The sequence below is a fragment of the Gimibacter soli genome (genome assembly GCF_028463845.1).
Lineage (GTDB): Bacteria > Pseudomonadota > Alphaproteobacteria > Sphingomonadales > Kordiimonadaceae > Gimibacter > Gimibacter soli.
Genome location: NZ_CP116805.1, coordinates 425,704 through 442,780, shown reverse-complemented (window position 1 = coordinate 442,780; position 17,077 = coordinate 425,704). Strand labels below are relative to the sequence as shown.

General features: G+C 61.7%; 14 protein-coding genes. 2 read left to right on the top strand and 12 right to left on the bottom strand.

Annotation, left to right across the window (positions count from 1 at the left end; translation table 11 throughout):
• Window positions 1-11: 11 nt before the first annotated feature.
• Genes PH603_RS02060 through PH603_RS02050 form a run of 3 tightly spaced genes read right to left on the bottom strand, consistent with a single transcriptional unit; the run spans window position 12 to window position 3,653 of the window.
• Window positions 12-1,634 carry a Mur ligase family protein gene (locus tag PH603_RS02060; RefSeq protein ID WP_289504260.1) on the bottom strand — a complete coding sequence of 541 codons (1,623 nt, stop codon included), beginning with the start codon at window positions 1,632-1,634 and terminating at the stop codon, window positions 12-14.
• Window positions 1,631-2,419 carry an alpha/beta fold hydrolase gene (locus PH603_RS02055; RefSeq protein ID WP_289504259.1) on the bottom strand — a complete coding sequence of 263 codons (789 nt, stop codon included), beginning with the start codon at window positions 2,417-2,419 and terminating at the stop codon, window positions 1,631-1,633. Before PH603_RS02055 ends, PH603_RS02060 begins: the two co-directional genes overlap by 4 nt.
• A gap of 10 nt (window positions 2,420-2,429) precedes the next feature.
• On the bottom strand, window positions 2,430-3,653 hold the full coding sequence (locus PH603_RS02050; protein ID WP_289504258.1) for a D-alanine--D-alanine ligase: 1,224 nt from the start codon (window positions 3,651-3,653) through the stop codon (window positions 2,430-2,432).
• Window positions 3,654-3,792: 139 nt separating this feature from the next.
• Here PH603_RS02050 and PH603_RS02045 point away from each other — a divergent pair, with 139 nt between their 5' ends.
• The gene (locus PH603_RS02045; RefSeq protein WP_289504257.1) at window positions 3,793-4,692 is read left to right on the top strand and encodes an MBL fold metallo-hydrolase; all 900 of its coding nucleotides are present in this window, start codon (window positions 3,793-3,795) and stop codon (window positions 4,690-4,692) included.
• Here PH603_RS02045 and PH603_RS02040 read toward each other — a convergent pair.
• The 4 genes from PH603_RS02040 to PH603_RS02025 form a co-directional block, all read right to left on the bottom strand.
• Window positions 4,689-5,177 carry a DUF2306 domain-containing protein gene (locus PH603_RS02040; protein ID WP_289504256.1) on the bottom strand — a complete coding sequence of 163 codons (489 nt, stop codon included), beginning with the start codon at window positions 5,175-5,177 and terminating at the stop codon, window positions 4,689-4,691. The two genes, PH603_RS02045 and PH603_RS02040, sit on opposite strands and share 4 nt — an antisense overlap.
• Before the next feature lie 89 nt (window positions 5,178-5,266).
• Window positions 5,267-5,578 carry a winged helix-turn-helix domain-containing protein gene (locus tag PH603_RS02035; protein ID WP_289504255.1) on the bottom strand — a complete coding sequence of 104 codons (312 nt, stop codon included), beginning with the start codon at window positions 5,576-5,578 and terminating at the stop codon, window positions 5,267-5,269.
• Between the two features lie 15 nt (window positions 5,579-5,593).
• Complete coding sequence (locus tag PH603_RS02030) at window positions 5,594-6,214, bottom strand: hypothetical protein (RefSeq protein WP_289504254.1); 621 nt, start codon at window positions 6,212-6,214, stop codon at window positions 5,594-5,596.
• 92 nt (window positions 6,215-6,306) lie between these two features.
• The gene (locus PH603_RS02025) at window positions 6,307-7,182 is read right to left on the bottom strand and encodes a TolB-like translocation protein (protein ID WP_289504253.1); all 876 of its coding nucleotides are present in this window, start codon (window positions 7,180-7,182) and stop codon (window positions 6,307-6,309) included.
• Between the two features lie 99 nt (window positions 7,183-7,281).
• On the opposite strand from PH603_RS02025, the gene PH603_RS02020 reads away from it, so the two are divergent.
• On the top strand, window positions 7,282-7,983 hold the full coding sequence (locus PH603_RS02020) for a CGNR zinc finger domain-containing protein (protein WP_289504252.1): 702 nt from the start codon (window positions 7,282-7,284) through the stop codon (window positions 7,981-7,983).
• Between the two features lie 60 nt (window positions 7,984-8,043).
• Here PH603_RS02020 and PH603_RS02015 read toward each other — a convergent pair whose 3' ends face one another.
• From PH603_RS02015 to mutS, 5 genes are all read right to left on the bottom strand, one after another.
• The gene (locus PH603_RS02015; protein WP_289504251.1) at window positions 8,044-8,667 is read right to left on the bottom strand and encodes a DUF4136 domain-containing protein; all 624 of its coding nucleotides are present in this window, start codon (window positions 8,665-8,667) and stop codon (window positions 8,044-8,046) included.
• Window positions 8,668-8,803: 136 nt separating this feature from the next.
• A complete protein-coding gene (trpS, locus tag PH603_RS02010) occupies window positions 8,804-9,832 on the bottom strand; it encodes a tryptophan--tRNA ligase (RefSeq protein WP_289504250.1) in 1,029 nt (342 codons plus the stop codon).
• 79 nt (window positions 9,833-9,911) lie between these two features.
• Window positions 9,912-11,471, bottom strand: a complete 1,560-nt coding sequence (gene murJ / locus PH603_RS02005) for a murein biosynthesis integral membrane protein MurJ (protein WP_289504249.1) — start codon at window positions 11,469-11,471, stop codon at window positions 9,912-9,914.
• A 22-nt stretch (window positions 11,472-11,493) separates the two neighbouring features.
• Window positions 11,494-14,262 carry a [protein-PII] uridylyltransferase gene (locus tag PH603_RS02000; RefSeq protein WP_289504248.1) on the bottom strand — a complete coding sequence of 923 codons (2,769 nt, stop codon included), beginning with the start codon at window positions 14,260-14,262 and terminating at the stop codon, window positions 11,494-11,496.
• Window positions 14,259-16,970, bottom strand: a complete 2,712-nt coding sequence (mutS, locus tag PH603_RS01995; RefSeq protein WP_434783336.1) for a DNA mismatch repair protein MutS — start codon at window positions 16,968-16,970, stop codon at window positions 14,259-14,261. The genes PH603_RS02000 and mutS overlap by 4 nt, the downstream gene beginning before the upstream one ends.
• Between the last annotated feature and the right edge of the window lie 107 nt (window positions 16,971-17,077).

Here is a 17,077-nt window from a genome sequence, read left to right as displayed (position 1 = left end):
GGCCGCAGCCCTCAGAACCGGACTTTTGCCTCGTAAAGGTCCGGCAGGTTGTTTTCAAAAAGCACCACGTCCCCCGCTTTCACAATGCCGCGCACGAAGGCTTCGGCTTCGTCCTGCTTTGCGAATTCGCGGACCTCGACAGCGGTGCCGGCGGCCTTCAGCCCTTCCACGAAGGTCGGGATACGGTCGGGGGTGACAACAGCCACGATATCGGCGTGGGTGGCGGCGGCCTTGCCGAGCTCCAAATGGTCTTCATCATGCCGCGCACCCAGTTCCACCATGCCCGGTGTTACCAGAATGCGTTTGCCGCCGTCCGCCTTCAGCACATCCAGCGTTTCAAGGGCGGCTTTGAAGCCCACAGGGTTGCTGTTGTAGGCGTCGTTCACGATGGTCGGCTGGCCCGGTGCCTTGGTGACCTCCAGCCGGTGGCGGATCTGGCCCATGGTGGCAAGCGCCCCGCGGATCGCGCTCCAGGGCAGGCCGAGCGCGCGGGCGGTAAGGGCGGCGAGCGCCACATTGCCGGCCTGATGATGACCCCAAAGCGGCACTTTCAGCGTCTCGGTCGCTTCGCCTTCCCGGAGCGTAAGGACAAGTCCGTCGGCAGTCATCTCGCTTTTCTCCAGCACCAGCGCACCGCCGTCGCCAAGCAGGCGATAGTCACCGGTCACAGCCGTCATGCGCTCGGCAAGTAGGTTGGGCGCGATACCGCCGGCATTCACAATCACCGGCCCGCCGCGCCGGAAGGTAGCTTCCGCGAGTTCGAACTTGGCTTTGGCGACCGTCTCAAGCGATTTGAAACGCTCATAGTGGGCCGCACCGACCGCAGTGATAAGGCCTACATCGGGCGGCGTCAGCTTGCAGAGGCGGGCGATGGAGCCGGGGCCGTAGGCGCCCATCTCTACGATGAAGAAGCCATGTTCGGGCGTCAGGCTTTCGCGGATCACGCGGGTGATGCCCATATCGGTATTCACGCTGCCGGGCGTGGCCAGTGTGGGCGCTGCTGCCGACAGGATGTGATGCAGGATATGCTTCGTGGAGGTTTTCCCGAAGGAGCCGGTGATGGCGATCACCTTGGGGGCAAGCCGGTTGAATTTCTCCACGGCCTCGGCCCGGAAACGCGCCTTCACCCTTGCCTCGAAAGGCGAAAGCATAAAGTTGGCCAGCACAAGAACAAGTGGCAGCAGCTGCACAAGGGGGATGAGATTGAGGCCTTCATAGCTCGCATTGAGGAAAGCCTCATCCTCGCTCAACGACAGGTCATAGCCGACATAGGCGGCAAGAAGCCCGGCGAGCACCAGATAAACCAGATGAATGCGCTTCACCCGTTCGGTCATCACAAGCGCCTTCTTGGCTTCCTTGGAAACGCGCCGCGACAGAAGGATACCGTGCCCAAAGCCGATCAGCGTGAGCGCCACGCCGGGGGCGCGGTAGCCGGCAAGCGCAATGATCACAGCGACAAGCCACCAGAGGCTGGCGGCGCGGTCGAAGGCGCGGGCATGGCGGAACCAGCCAAGGAAGCGGCGACCGTCATATTCTTCTTGCTGGAAGAATTTCATGAGCGCGAGGCCGCGCAGGTGCGCGAAGGTGAACGTGAGCGCGAAAAGGATCAGGCCTGCGATAAAACCGGTTGTCACAGGCTATCTCCTTTCTTGAGATCGGTGAGGAAAGCGCGCATCGCGGCTTCCACCTGCCACGCGCCGCGCGACAGGATATCGAGGTGCCCGAAACCGGCGAGTTCCACATAGCGCGCAATCGGCAGCGCGGCCTCATAGCGCCGACCAATCTCGGGCGGGGTTTCGGTGTCATCGCTGCCATAAACGAGAAGTGCCGGGCAGCGCGCAGCGCGGGCTTCGGCGACCAGATTTTCATTCACGACGCTGACAAGCGTGGGGCGCAGCACGCCGGCATTTTTGTAGTCCGGGCTGCCGAACCGCTCGCGGTGACGATCGCGCAAAGATGTGCCGAGGATATCGTCCGACAGGCGGGCCAGATTGCCGACTAGCCGGATGAAGAAGGAGCGGACCTTGGCCTTGAAGGTCTTGCGCCGGCGGAGCCCCGCACCTGCCACCAGTACGATTGCCGCGACGAGGGCTGGGTGCCGCGCTGCCATCTGCACCGAAACCCGCGCCCCGAAGCTGTGGCCGATGAAAATGCAGGGGCCAACACCAAGGCGGGTCAGTTCGGACGCCAGCATGTCGGCATAGTCGGCCGAGCCCGCACCGCTGGGCGGCGGCGGTGTCTGGCCGAAGCCCGGCTGGTCGAACAGGATATGGCGGCCGTCCGCCTTGAAAAGCTGGGCGATGCGTTCAAGCGATCCGAGAGTTTGGCCCCAGCCGTGCAGCCAGACGAAGGTGGGGCCGCTGTCGCCCTCTCCGATTTCCATCCGGTGCCAGGGTTGGGGCTGTGCTGTGCCGCTCATGCCGGTCTGCTCATCCGCGCGCGAAGATACCGGCGCCGACGGCGGCACCGTCGGTGCTGCCGAGCCGCGCGGCGGAAAGGCGGAAGCCTTCCTCGATCATGGCAGCGGTCAGCGCAAGGAAGCTGATGGGCTTGGCGGCGGCTTCCCACAGGAAATAGCCGAAGGACCCGGGGATGGTATTCACCTCGTTCAGCCAGATGTCGCCGCTTTCCCGGTTGCACAGGAAATCGATCCGCACCGAACCCGCCAGCGACAGGGCATCGAAGATGGCGCTCGCGGTTTCGCGGATGAAGGCATCCTCGGCGGCTGAAAGGCTCGGCGGGTTGAGCGTGCGGTTGAGGCTCGCCATCCCTTCGCTCGGGCCGGTGTCGAGCTTGGCGCCGCCCGGTGTGCCGCCGGCCAGATACTTGTTCTTGAAATCCAGAAGATCGGCGTCGCGCATCGGTTCCTCGATGGCCGAAGTCAGGATGGTGCCATCGGCGTCGCGGCGGACGGCAACGTTATATTCGGTGAGGTTGGCGACAAACGGCTCGACAATCACTTCGCTATCGAGCCGGAAGGCGCTCATGAGCGCGGCGACAAGGCCGTCGGCGTCCTTCGCTTTCGAAACACCGACCGACGAGCCGAGGTTATTGGGCTTCACGATATAGGGGAAGGTGACAGGGCCGGTTGCGGCCTCAAGGTCTTTCATCAGCTGGTCGGCATCCAGGAAAGTGCCCGCCTTCGGGCGCTTGACCACCAGTTCGGGCAACACCTTCAGGCCTGCCGCCCGCGCTGTGCGCTTGGCAAAGGCCTTGTCCATGGTGGCGGCGGCGCCAAGCGTGCGGCAACCGGCATAGGGCACGCCGGCAAAATCCAGAAGGCCGGAAAGCGTGCCATCCTCGCCGTTCGAGCCATGGATTGCCGGTACCATCAGGTCAAACGGCAGGTTGATGCGTTTCTCGCCCAGAAGGCCCTTCTGCGTGCCGACGAGCTGCGGGCGGCCATTCGCCGGCGTGGCGAGGTCAAGCTGAACGGGGGTCAGGTCTTTCGGGGCCTTTTCGGTGAGCGGGTAACGGCTGCGCTTCAGGAGCGCGGCACCCGTCCACCACTGACCAAGGGCATCGACATAAACCGGAAGGCCTTCATACCGGCCGGGATCAAGCGCTTCGAGGAACTGGAGGCCTGAGAGCACACTCACGTCATGCTCGACACTGCGGCCCCCGAAGATCACCGCGATCACCTGCTTGCCCACGTAACTATCCCCTTGGTATCGTAACAGTCGGAATTTGGCTCAGGTTTAGCCCTATTTGCCGCTCCCGGCAAAGTGAAAACATATATGGGCAAAAGCATGGCAGGATGCCGGCCAAGCAAGCAATAAGGGGAGGACAGGTATGAAACGATCAACAGAATTTTTCGCCGCCGGGGCATTGGCCGCGCTGATGACGGCGCTGCCCGTTGTGGCGCAGGACTTCGACAAGGTTGAAGTCACCGCTGAAAAGGCTGCCGGCAACATCCACGTGCTGTTTGGCGCAGGCGGCAATATCGGGGTGTCATCGGGCGCTGACGGTGTGTTCCTCATCGATGACCAGTATGCCCCGCTGACGTCCAAGATCCGTGCCGCAGTGACCGGGATCAGCGACCAGCCGATCCGTTATGTCATCAACACGCACTTCCACGGCGATCACACGGGCGGGAACGAGAATTTCGGCACCGGCGGCACCGTGATCGTGGCGCACGATAATGTGCGGGTGCGGCTGGCGGCCGGCTCGTTCGTCAAGGCTTTCAACATGAAGAACCCGCCCGCACCATCGGGTGCCTTGCCGGTGATCACCTTCGACAGCGAGCTGAGCCTGCATTTCAACGGCGAGGAAGCCCGCGCCATCCATGTGAAGAATGCGCATACGGACGGTGACAGTATCATCTGGTTCCGGGGCTCCAATGTGCTGCACATGGGCGATACCTTCTTCAACAATCGCTTCCCCTTCATCGATGTGGATGGCGGCGGTTCGATTGACGGCATCATCGCGGCGGCTGAAAAAGCCTTGCAGATTGCCGACGACAAGACGGTGATCATCCCGGGCCATGGTCCGCTTACCGACAAGGCCGGCCTCACTGACTATCGCGACATGCTGATCGAGGCGCGCGGCCGGGTTGAAGCACTGAAGAAAAAAGGCGAAAGCCTTGAGGCCATCGTGGCGGCCAAGCCCCTTGCCGATATGCCGGCCAAGTGGCAGACGGACAACGAAGCCTGGCCGGGCATGTTCATCGGGTTCGTTTACAACAGCCTCTAGGCGAGCCTGATGCCGAAACGCGGTGCGATCCGGGTGCGGAACCAGCCCCGGATCAGCACCCGCGCGGCGATGCCGATCAGGAAGAAACAGATGCTCATGGCCGCCAGATAGGTGTTGAAGCTGCTGAAATCGAAAAGCCGCAGCGCCTGTCCGGCAGCCGCCATATTCAGCCCCATGAAGCTGTAAGCCATGTGGAAATAATGGCCGGCCAGATATTTCTTGTCCCGCGTTTTCGAGAATTTCCAGATCGACCTGAGCCCCAGCGTGATGCCGGTGATGGTGACGATGGAAAAGACGTGGAACATCGACGGCCCGCCGAAATTATACATGCCGAAGCCCGAGAGGGCCGTTGTCAGCATGCCACCGGCATAGGCGCGGCCCCAAAGCTTGTGGCCGCGGCTGCCAATTGGGGCGAAGGCTATGCCGATGGCGGACGCGTAGGAAACGAACACGGCACTCACATGCATGATGGCAAAAGGGGACATCAGGTTTCTCCTCGCTGGTCGTGACCCGGGCCGTTTTCGGCTCTGGTGGGTCGGTTGCTGTCGTCTGTCGTATGGTCTTTTTTTTCGTTTCACTCGCCGGCCCGGCCGGTGCCCAGCATGGCGGCGATTTCTTCGAGATACCGCCGGAAGGCAGCATCCCCGGCTTCGGTCAGGCGTACCGTCGTTTGCGGTTTGCGCCCGGCGAAACTCTTTTCCTGAAGGACAAAGCCTGCGTCCTCCAGCTTCTTGAGGTGGGTCGAAAGGTTTCCGTCCGATACCTCAAGGGCAGATTTTAGCTCGGTGAAGTCGGCGCTTCGGGCCGTCATCAGGTAGGACATCACGGCGAGCCGCACCCGCCCATGGATGACCTCATCGAGCTTCTTGTGATCAAACCCGCTCATATTCGTCCGGCCCGACTATGCCTTGCCCGCCATGCGGCGCAGCACAAGGCCCGGCAGCAGGATCAGGACAAGGCAGGCGCCAGCCATCTGCAGCAGGATTTCGCGGTCGAGATGGCTCTGGACAATCACCTGGAAGAAGAAGAGCCACCAGCCCGCCGCACAGGCATACATCCAATTAAGCTGCGTGACCTTCGCCACGACGAAATAGGCGGTGCCAAAGAGGGCGCTTGCCAGCATCGTGGCGTCCCGCCCGTCGAAATGACCGGTCGAGATGCCCGCAATCATGTAAAGGCCCATCACAACCCCGACCGAAAGCCAGACGGTGCTATAGGCCGCGAGCGCGATATTGCCGCGCTCCGCGCCGCCCGGTGTCTTGCGGCCAATCCAGAAGGACAAGGGGAAGCCGATGATGAAGGCGGGAACCCAGATTTCCAGAAACAGGACCGGCAACCGCCCGACGACGGATGCATATTGCAGGAAGAAAGCGACGGCGAGGATGATGCCCCAGATGATCATATGGGCGCCGTCGATCCCCGCGCGCCGGCGGCCGGCATCCATCATGGCGCGGATGAAGGCAAGATCGCCCGCAGGATTTGCGGCGCGGTTACCGTCGTCGGCATCAAACTTGTCAGTCATATCGAATCTCCGTGCAAAGAACTTTGCAATACAAAGTACACTTCAGGACGAAGTTGTCAAGCCTGACCGAATGCGGAAGGCCGAAATGCTGTTCAGGGGCAGGATGGCGGCCAGTTTTCTTGTGTATCAGCGGTCAGGTTGACCAGATAGAATTCACCCGACAGGGCGTCGCCGGCCTGCGCAAATGCAAGGCGAGTCGCTAACGGAGACAACAGTGGCCCCACCTGAAATACAGATTGGCGTGCCATAATCTGGCCGCTGAGCTTCCAGTCGCTCTGATCTTTCCGAAAAAGATAGAGCCGTGACCGGGTCTCCCGGTCGGATACCACAACCATGGTGCTGCCATCGGCCGAGATGTCGGCTTCATATTCGTTTGCGCCGGTGTTGACCGATGGCCCGAGATTGCGGGCTTCCCAGCGGCCGTCCGGTGTCTGGGTCGCGATATGGATATCGTGGCCACCAAGACCATCCGGTCGGTCCGATCCGAACAGCAGCTGCCCGTTCGTCAGAAGCCGGGGAAGTAGTTCAGACCCCGAGGAGTTGACGGGTTCCGGCATGCGCACCGGCGTGCCCCAGCCTCCTGCGGTACGGTCCACATACCAGATATCAAAGTCCTCTTTCGGGACTCCGGCGCGGTCGGTTCTGGTCGATATGAAATAGAGCCGCTTGCCATCCGGTGTGACAAAGGGATCGGAATCCGAAACCGGTTGTTTGGCCGCGAACGGCAAAGCACCCTGTTCTTCCCATCCGCTGGTCGTACACAATGCCCAGCGCAGGCTGTACTGTCGGAAACCCGCATCTCCCCGAAAGAAATACATTTCCCGCCCGTCGGCGGTGAAGGTGGGTGAGGATTCATACCCCTGCGTCGAAAGTTCTTCGGGGGTCCATCTGGCGAGTGCTTGCGGGACAGGGATTTCGCTCGCCGCGCCCAGCAGGATTCCAGCAAGCTGTACGACGACGGATGCCAAGATATTTCTCCAAGTCTGAAGTCGATGTCGAATAACCGATAATGTTTATTTCAGGGGTTATATTTCCAAATAACCTTTAAAACAACATTAAACAGTTATATGATCGCACTGAACGCGACAGCAGGGGTGTCAGGGTTCACGTTGCTGGAAAGGAAGAATGCTATGACGGATACGATGCCCCGGATTGAAGCCCACGAGTTTACTATCGCCGACTTTATCGGCGGGCACCCGGCGCTGGATTTCGCCAACACCATCACCAGCTGGGATCAGGCGCCACGGGACTGGATCGATACCTATAGCCGTCTGGTAGACTGGGCGGTGATGGGAGGGCTTGTCGATACAAACAGGGCGGCGGCCCTGCGAAAAGCTGCAGCGAACGACCGGCAACAGGCAGAAAAGGCCCTGGCGCGCGCCAAGGATCTGCGCCTTGCGCTTCATTCGCTCTTTTCAGCTCTGGCTGAGAACCGGGAGCCCGAGAACGACATATTGTTGAAGGTGGAGGCCTTCTGGCGGCGGGCGCTTGCCAGTCACACCATTACTTGCATCGACGGGCGGCTTGTTGTCGTGTCGGCGTCCCGCGCCGCGGATCTTGATGAAATCTCCGACCGGCTGGCGCGGCATGCGGTGGATCTGGCTGGCACCTTCCCCGCCGGGCGTTTGCGCCAATGCGCTGGGGATCGTTGCGGCTGGCTTTTCGTCGATCACTCAAAAGCGGGTCGGCGTCGTTGGTGCGACATGGCTACCTGCGGCAACAATGCCAAAGCCCGGCGGCATCAGGCCCGGCAACGCAGCGCCTCATGAAAAAAAGCCCGCGGCATGGCCACGGGCTTTATTGTCGGCATTGTCGATCGCGCTTCCGGATCAGTTGAGGTCGTTGCGGTCCGTGAGATCAAGCTTCACATGGCGCGTCTGGCCATTCGGGCCGGGGAATTCCTCAAACAGGGCTTCGGCGAGCAGCGGCACCAGCTTCGGCAGGTTGTTGGAGCGTGTCTCGGTTTCGGCGCGGCCTTCATAAAGCATCGTGCCGTCTTTCTGGCGCAGCTCTACCCGCAGTTCCACCCGGTAAACCGTGGTGGCGCGCAGCTCGTCATGGAAGCGGGTGTCGAAGAAGGGATCATACGGCCCCCAGAAACCCCAATAGTGCCGACTGTACCAGAAGGACGAACGCGAAGCCGAGGGATAGGTCTCGATCTTTTCGCGACCATCGTTGATCGTGATATCGAATCCGGCGATCAGGTCGGGCTCGTTATCCCCTGCCTGACGGAAGCCATACCGGCCAAGCTGCAGGCCGATCATGTTGGCATACTGGCGGAATTCGAGGCTGTCGCGGCGATCCGGGTTCATCGGCGTCAGCGCGATGGTCTGGCCCGACGGTGCAAAGTTCGAATGGAAGGTCGAAACGTCACTACGGAACATTGGCGTACAGGCGGCTGCGAAACCGGCAGCAGCCACGATCACCAGCGTTTTCAGTTGCTTGAACATCATGTCATCCTCATTGAGGGGTACCTGGCCAGAGCCTATCCGGCCATTGCACCCAAGTCTAGCGCGCCTGTTCGTGGCATTCTTTGATTTGAATCTATGCCGGGTACGCTGAACGCGCGCTGAACAAGGAAAACTGCGGTCAGCCGATGAAGCCGACCGCCTTTTTCACATCTTTGAGAATGGGCGCGGCAATGGCAGATGCCCGCTCCGCCCCTTGCCGCAAGACCGCATCGATATGGTCGGGTGCTGCAATCAGGCGGCGCATTTCGCCGGTGATGGGCGAAAGCTTCGATACGGCCACGTCCGTCAGCGCCTTCTTGAACTCTGCAAAGCCTTGCCCCTCGAACTCCGTGCAGACGCTGTCGCGGGTGCGGTCGGTGAGGGCGGCATAGATGCCGACAAGGTTCAGGGCTTCGGGCCGGCCTTCGAGGTCCTTGGCAAGCGCCGGTAGCGGCTCGGGGTCCGTTTTCGCCTTGCGAATCTTCAGCGCGATGGCATCGGCGTCATCATTCAGGTTGATGCGGCTATATTCCGAAGGGTCGGATTTCGACATCTTGGCCGATCCGTCGCGCAGGCTCATGATCCGCGCGCCTTCTTCCTGGATGATCGGCTCGGTCAGCGGAAACATCTCGACGCCGAAGTCATTGTTGAACTTCTGGGCGATGTCGCGGGTCAGTTCCAGATGCTGCTTCTGGTCCTCGCCCACCGGCACGTGGGTCGCCTGATACAGCAGAATGTCGGCCGCCATCAGGTTCGGATAGACATAAAGCCCGGTCGAGGCATTCTCGCGGTTCTTGCCGGCCTTGTCCTTGAACTGGGTCATGCGGTTCAGCCAGCCAAGGCGCGACACGCAGTTGAAGATCCAGGCAAGTTCAGCGTGGCCCGAAACCTGGCTCTGGTTGAAGAGGATCGATTTTTCAGGGTTCACACCGGCGGCGATATAGGCGGCAGCGGCTTCGCGCGTCTGCGCCACAAGGTCGGCGGGGTCCTGCCACACCGTGATCGCATGCATATCCACCACGCAGTAGATGCATTCGAAGCTGTCTTGCAGCTTCACCCAGTTGCGGAAAGCACCGAGATAGTTGCCAAGATGCATGTTGCCGCTTGGCTGCGCGCCGGAAAAGACGCGGTTCTGGAAGGTGCGGGTTGCGGGCTGAGTGTCGGTCACGATTGGTTTCTCCCTGTGGACGGGCTCAGATCAGGAGCGGAATGCTCGAAATGGCTTATGGCAAGCGCGTGGGGGCCGGTCAAGCGCCGCGCTTGATCATGCGGCGGAAGTCCACCATGCGGATGGCACCGGTGAGGACTGCAAGCCCGAAATAGACGACAAGCCCGGCAATCACAAGGAGCCCAAGGGTGGCGATCCGTTCCAGTCCGTCCGTCCGGAACGCGTCGGCCATCAGACGGCTGAGGCCGACAAGAACGGCCCCCATCAGGACGGCAGCACCCAGCGCCTTTGCCGTGCGTACCAGCGTCACCCGCTCAATCATCAGATGACCGCGTGTATGGAGGCCCCAGTAAAGCATCGCAACATTGAGCCACGAGGAAAGCGTGGAGGCAGCAGCGAGTCCCACATGGGCGATATGCGGGATGAGGAGAAGGCTGAGCGCAGTATTCGCCACAACGGCAACGATGGCAAACCGCACCGGCGTGCGTGTGTCCTTGCGGGCGAAATAGCCGGGGGTCAGCGTTTTGCCCAGCACGAAGGCCGGCAAGCCCGCCGCGAAAACGGCAAGGGCGGTTGCGGTCATCGCTGTGTCGTTCGCCGTGAAGGCCGCGCGTTCGAACAGCGTCGCGATAATCTCGGGCGCCACCATGATCAGCGCGACGGCGGCAGGCAAGGTGAGGGTGAGGGCGAATTCGATGGCACGGTTGGTTTGCGCATTGGCGCCAGCGGTGTCGCCCGACCCCAGAAGCCGGGAGATGGAAGGCAGCAGCACGGTACCGACCGCCACACCGATCACACCAAGCGGCAGCTGGTTCAGCCGGTCGGCATAGAAAAGCCAGGACACCGATCCTTCAGGCAGGAAACGGGCGGCAAGGGCAAGATCAATGAGCAGATTGAGCTGCATGACGCCAGCGCCGATGGCCGCAGGGCCAACCACTTTCAGCAGTTCCCGCACATCGGGGCTGAGTTTTGGCATCGAAAGCTTCAGATGGATGCCGGCACGCTTGGCCGCTACATACAGCCAGATGAACTGGGCAACGCCGGAAAGCGACACGGCAACCGCCAGCCACCGCGCCATCGCCTCCCCCTCAGGCGCCGTCAGAAGCGCGCCGATCATGAAGAAATTGAGGAGCGTGGGCACAAAGGCCGCCGCCCCGTACCGGTCGAACGCGTTCAGCATGCCCGCGAGCATGGAGACGAGCGAAACTAGCATCAGATAGGGAAAGGCCAGCCGACCGAGCTCCACCGTCAGCGCGAATTTCTCGGAGTCGCCCTCAAACCCACCGGTCAGCCCCAGCATCACCGGCACCATCGCGGCTTCCATGATCAGGAGGAAGACGAAAAGCACGGGCAACAGCACGGACAGCACCCGGCCCGCGAACGCCTCGGCGGCGGCATGGCTTTCGGGGGTCACTTCCTTGCCGAGAAGGCGGGAAAAGAGCGGTACGAAACCGGCGGAAAAAGCGCCTTCAGCAAAAAGTCGTCTGAAAAAGTTGGGCAGCTTGAAGGCGATGAAGAAAGCGTCTGCCGCCATGCCCGCGCCCAGATAGCGCGCCATCAGCATGTCGCGGATGAAGCCGAACAGGCGGGAGACGAGGGTAAGGCCCCCGACCTTGGAAATGCGGCTGGCGATGCTCATGGACGGCTTCTCATCGGGAAACTCAGATATCGATCTCGAGGACGGCGCTCATGCTGTCGTCCTTCTCGAAAATGGGCAGGCCGTCTGCGGCACGTTGCAGCTTGGCTTCGATGTTCCTCAGCCGCACCTTGTTGGTGATCTTCTGGCCGACAAGGTCGCGCACATAGAAAACGTCCACCGCGCGCTCGCCGTAGGTCGCCACATGCGCCGAGAAGATCGAAAGCTTCAGGCGGTAAAGCGCATAGGCGAGGTCATAGAGAAGGCCCGGCCTGTCCTTCGCATTCACCTCGATCACGGTTGACCAGTTGGAGGCGCGGTTATCGATCAGGATCACGGATTCGATTTCGAAACTGTCGGTGTGGCGGCCAAGGATGCGGCGTTTCTGCAGCTGCTCCTTCGGCATCACATTGCCGCCGAGGGTGTCGAGAATGATGCCTTCAAGCTTGTCGAGCTGGCGGCGACCGTCAAAGGCGCTGCCATCGAGGCTCTGGACAATGAAATTGTCGATGGCCATGCCGTCACGGCTGGTGTGGATCTTGGCACCCATGATCGAGGCGCCGGCGATACCGAGCGCCCCGGCAATCCGCGCGAACAGGCCGGGATGGTCTTCGGTATAGACCGATACCTGGGTCATATCCTGCGTGGGCTCGACGCGGGCGACAACGCCCAGAAGCTGCTTCTTGTCGTCGGTCTTGCGGATCAGTTCGGCATTCTGGACGATTGTGTCGTCGTCCTCGGCGATCCAGTAGGCGTCAAGCATACGGTCGGCATGTGCCTTGAAGCGGCGGTCGCTCCAGTCCTTCAGGCGTTCGCGGACGGTTTCCTTGCGCGCGGCCACGCGGGCATTGCGGCCCGTGGTGGCGTGGCCGGCAAGGAGGACTTCCTCGGCCGCATAATAAAGATCGCGCAACAGCTGGCCTTTCCAGCCGTTCCACACGCCGGGGCCGACCGCCCGGATATCAACAACGGTAAGGACGAGGAGAAGCCGCAGTCTTTCGGGGCTTTTCACCACGGCGCAGAAATCGAGGATCGTCTTGTGGTCCGAAAGGTCGCGCTTGAAAGCCGTGTGGCTCATCAACAGGTGCCAGCGCACCAGCCAGGCAACGGTTTCGGTCTCAGCGGGTTTGAGCCCGAGGCGCGGGCAAAGCTTTTCGGCAACCTCGGCACCCACAATCGAATGGTCGCCGCCCCGGCCCTTGGCCACATCATGCAGAAGCACCGCGACATAAAGAACGCGGCGGCTAATCACCTTCTGGATCACGTCCGATGACAGCGGGTGATCGGATTTGAGCTCGCCTTTTTCGATGCGCGACAGTAGTCCGATGGCGCGGATCGTGTGTTCGTCCACCGTATAATGGTGATACATGTCGAACTGCATCTGGGCGACCACGCGGCCGAAATCCGGGATGAACTGGCCGAACACACCGGCTTCGTTCATGCGGCGAAGGTTCACCTCGCCGTCTTTCATGCTGGCAAGGACCGACAGGAAATCCTCGTTCGCCTGCGCGTCGTTCCGTACCTTTTCGGTGATGCGCGACAGATGCCGCTGGATGGCGCGCAAGGCATCAGGGTGGATATCCAGCCCCTCCCGGTCCGCCACCGCGAAAATGCGGACCATCGCGGTCGGGTCATCCTTGAAGTCGTCCGGGCCTACAATGCTCAGCCGCCCGGCATCGATGGCGAAGCCCTGGATCGTTTTCTTGCGGCGGAGGCGCGATAACAGCGACTTTTTCTGGTGCCGGTCTTCAAGTACGGCGCAGAAGATGCGGGTCAGGTCCCCCACCTGTTTGGCGGTCAGGAAATAATGCTTCATGAAGCGCTCGACGCCCGATGCCCCGGGGTGCGCCTTATATTGCAGCATGTCGGCCAGTGCGCGCTGCAGGTCAAACGTCAGGCGTTCCTCGGCGCGACCGGCGAGATAGTGAAGCGCCACCCGCACGGTCCAGAGGAAGCTTTCAGCCTTGGCGAACTGTTTGAATTCGCGGTCGGTCAATACCCCGCCGGCCTCGATCTTCAGCTTCTCAATGCCGCCATACAGATACCGCGCGATCCACCAGAGGGTATGAAGGTCCCGGAGGCCCCCCTTGCCTTCCTTGATGTTCGGTTCCACCACATAGCGGCTGTCGCCAAGCTTCTGGTGGCGACTGTCGCGTTCGGCGAGCTTGGCTTCCACAAAAGCCGGGCCGGTGCCGGTGACAACCCGCCGGATGAAGCCCTTGGCGGCGGCATTGAACAGGGGTTCATCCCCCCACAGGAAGCGCGATTCCAGAAGCGATGTCTTGATCGTCAGGTCTTCCTTGGCAAGACGCCAGCAATCCTCGGGGCTGCGGGTCGCGTGGCCGACCTTCAGGCCAAGATCCCAGAGCACATAAAGGGTATATTCCGCCACCTGTTCAGCCCATGCGGTAGCCTTGTAGGGGATGAGGAACAGCAGATCGATATCCGAAAACGGCGCCAGTTCGCCGCGCCCGTATCCGCCAACGGCGACAAGTGCCAGACGCTCCGATGCCGTCGGGTTCGACAGCGGGTAGACATGCGTTGTCACGAAATCGGCGAGGGTGACCAATATCTGGTCCATCAGATAGGCCAGCGCCTCGGCGCTGTCGCGGCCCTTGTCGCCTTCGTCGACAAAACGGCGTTTGACCTCGGCCCAGCCGGCCTTGTGGGCGCCCTTCAGGTGACGCACCAGTTCGGCTTGCCAGTCCGCCTGCGGGACGGTTTCGACCATCGCCTCAAGCGCGGCGACAAGGTCTTTCCGGTTGATGATGCCGCGGCGGTTCCTGACCGTCATGGTGTCTCCTTCGACAGGTCCTTGAGCGCATAGAGAAGGTCAAGCGCTTCGCGCGGGGTCAGGAGATCAGGGTTGATCTCCTTCAGTTTCGCTTCCATTTCGCTCGGGGCGCCGTGCGGCCCCGCACTTGTGCCGCGCTCGGGTATCGACTGGAAAAGCGGCAAATCGGTGACAAGGCCCCGGGCCTTGTCGCCCTTGTCGGTGGTCTCGAGATGCGACAGCACTTGCCGGGCACGGGCTATCACGCGCGGCGGCAAGCCGGCAAGCTTGGCGACCTGGATACCATAGGACCGGTCGGCAGCGCCCTTCGCCACTTCATGCAGGAACACCACGTCGCCCTTCCACTCGCGCACCTTCATGGACCAGAGCGACAGGCTCTCGAGCGTTTCCTTGAGGGCCGTCAGTTCATGATAGTGCGTGGCGAACAGCGCGCGCGACTGGTTGATATTATGGAGGTTTTCAACAGCGGCCCAGGCAATCGAAAGCCCGTCATAGGTCGCCGTACCGCGCCCGATCTCGTCAAGGATCACGAGCGATTTGGGCCCCGCCTGATTGAGGATCGCGGCGGTTTCCACCATTTCGACCATGAAGGTCGAGCGGCCATGGGCGAGATCGTCGGACGCCCCGACCCGGCTGAACAACCGGTCCACAATCCCCACGTGGGCGCGTGCGGCGGGCACGTAGGAGCCCATCTGGGCCAGAATGGCAATCAGCGCATTCTGCCTGAGGAAGGTCGATTTACCGGCCATGTTGGGGCCGGTGATCAGCCACAGCCGATCATCGGGGTTTAGATCGCAGTCGTTCGCAACAAAAGTCGTCTCGCGCGATTTCTTCAATGCACGTTCCACCACCGGGTGGCGGCCTGCCTCGATATGGAAGGCGAGGCTGTCATCGACCGTGGGGCGGCACCAGTTTTCCGCTTCGGCAAGTTCGGCGAGCGCTGCGGCCACATCAAGGCGGGCCAGCGCATCGGCTGCGAGCGCGATAGGGTCACTGAGCGACAGGACAGCCTTGGTGAGGCTTTCGAAAATCTCGGTCTCCAGCGCCAGTGCGCGGTCGGCGGCTTCCGAAATGCGCCCGGCGAGCTTCGCGAGCTCGGTTGTTGAGAAGCGCACAGCGTTCGCCAGCGTCTGCCGGTGAATGAAGGTATCCGACAAGGGGGCCGTCATCAGCTTGTCGGCATGCTTGGCGGTCACATCCACATGGAAGCCGAGGACGTTATTGTGGCGAATCTTCAGCCCAGAAATACCGGTCAGGGTCTGATAGTCGCCTTCAAGCCCGGCGATCAGGCGGCGGCTTTCGTCGCGGAGCGTGCGGAACTCATCAAGCTTGGCGTCATAGCCGGCTGCGATGAAACCGCCGTCGCGTGCCAGAAGCGGTGGTTCGGCCACGATGGCACGGCCAAGTTCTGCCGTCAGCTCGTGATGGCTGCCAAGGTCGCGCATGGCTTCGGTCATCTCGTCTGGCAGGCGTTCGATCGCCTCGCTGACGGTCAGAAGCTCCTGCCGGATGGCGTGGGCGGCCTCGAGCCCTTCGCGGATACCCAGAAGATCGCGTGGACCACCGCGCCCGAGCGACAGGCGGGCAAGTGCCCGTTCCATGTCTGGCGCCGCCCTGAGTGCGGCCCGCATGGAGTGGCGCAGGCTCGGTCGCTCGATCAGGTGTTCAACCGCATCAAGGCGCGAGGCAACAGCGTCCGGGTTGGTCAGCGGTGCCGAAAGCCGCTTCATCAGGAGCCGCGCGCCGGCGCCCGTTACCGTCCGGTCGATGACCGACAGAAGGCTGCCATCGGCCTCGCCCGTCTGGGTCCGCGTCAGTTCGAGGCTCCGCCGCGTGGCCGCGTCGATCATCATCGTTTCGCCCGCATTCAGGCGGCGCGGCGGGAACAGATGGGGCAGCTGGCCCTTCTGGGTATCCTCAAGATAATAGAGAAGCGCCCCGGCGGCGGCGAGGTCGGCGCGGTCGAAACTGGCGAAACCGTCAAGGGTCGCCACGTCAAACAGTGCCTTCAGGCGCGCGGTGCCGTCGGTGCTGTCAAAATGGCGGGCATCGAGCGGCGAGGTGATGCTGCGCCAGTCGAAAAGCGCCGTGGCAATCGTCTCGTCCTTCATCAGATCGGGCGCGATCAGCAATTCACCTGGCGACAGGCGGGCAAGATCGGCGTCCAGCCGCCCGGCCTTGGTGGGTGCGAGGAAAAACTCGCCGGTCGACATATCGGCGACTGCCAGCGACAGGGCGTTCTGCGCGCGGCCAAGGGCGACGATATAGTTGGCGCGGCGGGCGTCCAGGAGGCCGTCCTCGGTGATCGTACCGGGGGTGACAAGCCGCACCACATCGCGCTTCACAACCGATTTGGAGCCACGCTTCTTGGCTTCCGCCGGGTCCTCCACCTGCTCGCACACGGCCACCTTGAAGGATTTGCGGATGAGGCGGGCGAGATACATTTCGGCCGAATGCACCGGCACGCCGCACATGGGGATATCCTCGCCCAGATGCTTGCCGCGTTTGGTGAGGGTGATATCGAGCGCTTCGGCGGCCTGTTCGGCATCGCGGAAGAAGAGCTCGTAAAAGTCGCCCATGCGGTAAAACAGCAGGCAATCCGGGTAGGCGGCCTTGATTTCCATATACTGGACCATCATCGGCGTGGCGCCCGAAAGGTCAAGCGGCTCGCCGGCGCCGCTGTTAGCGGTACCATTGTCTTCATTCATCGCGCTTGCCTTTGATTGTCCGTCCATCAGTCCATAGTCCCAGATCGTACCTGCCGGGCGCAACCTTCGCGTCCCGATTTCAGTTGTCTCGAAAGGGCGGTCATAGT

What these genes read in the sequence shown, in the direction of transcription:
- PH603_RS02055 (WP_289504259.1), bottom strand. Translation starts at nt 2,419, where the DNA reads ATGAGCGGCACAGCACAGCCCCAACCCTGGCACCGGATGGAAATCGGA.
- PH603_RS02045 (WP_289504257.1), top strand. Translation starts at nt 3,793, where the DNA reads ATGAAACGATCAACAGAATTTTTCGCCGCCGGGGCATTGGCCGCGCTG.
- PH603_RS02040 (WP_289504256.1), bottom strand. Translation starts at nt 5,177, where the DNA reads ATGTCCCCTTTTGCCATCATGCATGTGAGTGCCGTGTTCGTTTCCTAC.
- PH603_RS02035 (WP_289504255.1), bottom strand. Translation starts at nt 5,578, where the DNA reads ATGAGCGGGTTTGATCACAAGAAGCTCGATGAGGTCATCCATGGGCGG.
- PH603_RS02030 (WP_289504254.1), bottom strand. Translation starts at nt 6,214, where the DNA reads ATGACTGACAAGTTTGATGCCGACGACGGTAACCGCGCCGCAAATCCT.
- PH603_RS02020 (WP_289504252.1), top strand. Translation starts at nt 7,282, where the DNA reads ATGATCGCACTGAACGCGACAGCAGGGGTGTCAGGGTTCACGTTGCTG.
- PH603_RS02015 (WP_289504251.1), bottom strand. Translation starts at nt 8,667, where the DNA reads ATGATGTTCAAGCAACTGAAAACGCTGGTGATCGTGGCTGCTGCCGGT.
- murJ (WP_289504249.1), bottom strand. Translation starts at nt 11,471, where the DNA reads ATGAGCATCGCCAGCCGCATTTCCAAGGTCGGGGGCCTTACCCTCGTC.
- PH603_RS02000 (WP_289504248.1), bottom strand. Translation starts at nt 14,262, where the DNA reads ATGACGGTCAGGAACCGCCGCGGCATCATCAACCGGAAAGACCTTGTC.
- mutS (WP_434783336.1), bottom strand. Translation starts at nt 16,970, where the DNA reads ATGAATGAAGACAATGGTACCGCTAACAGCGGCGCCGGCGAGCCGCTT.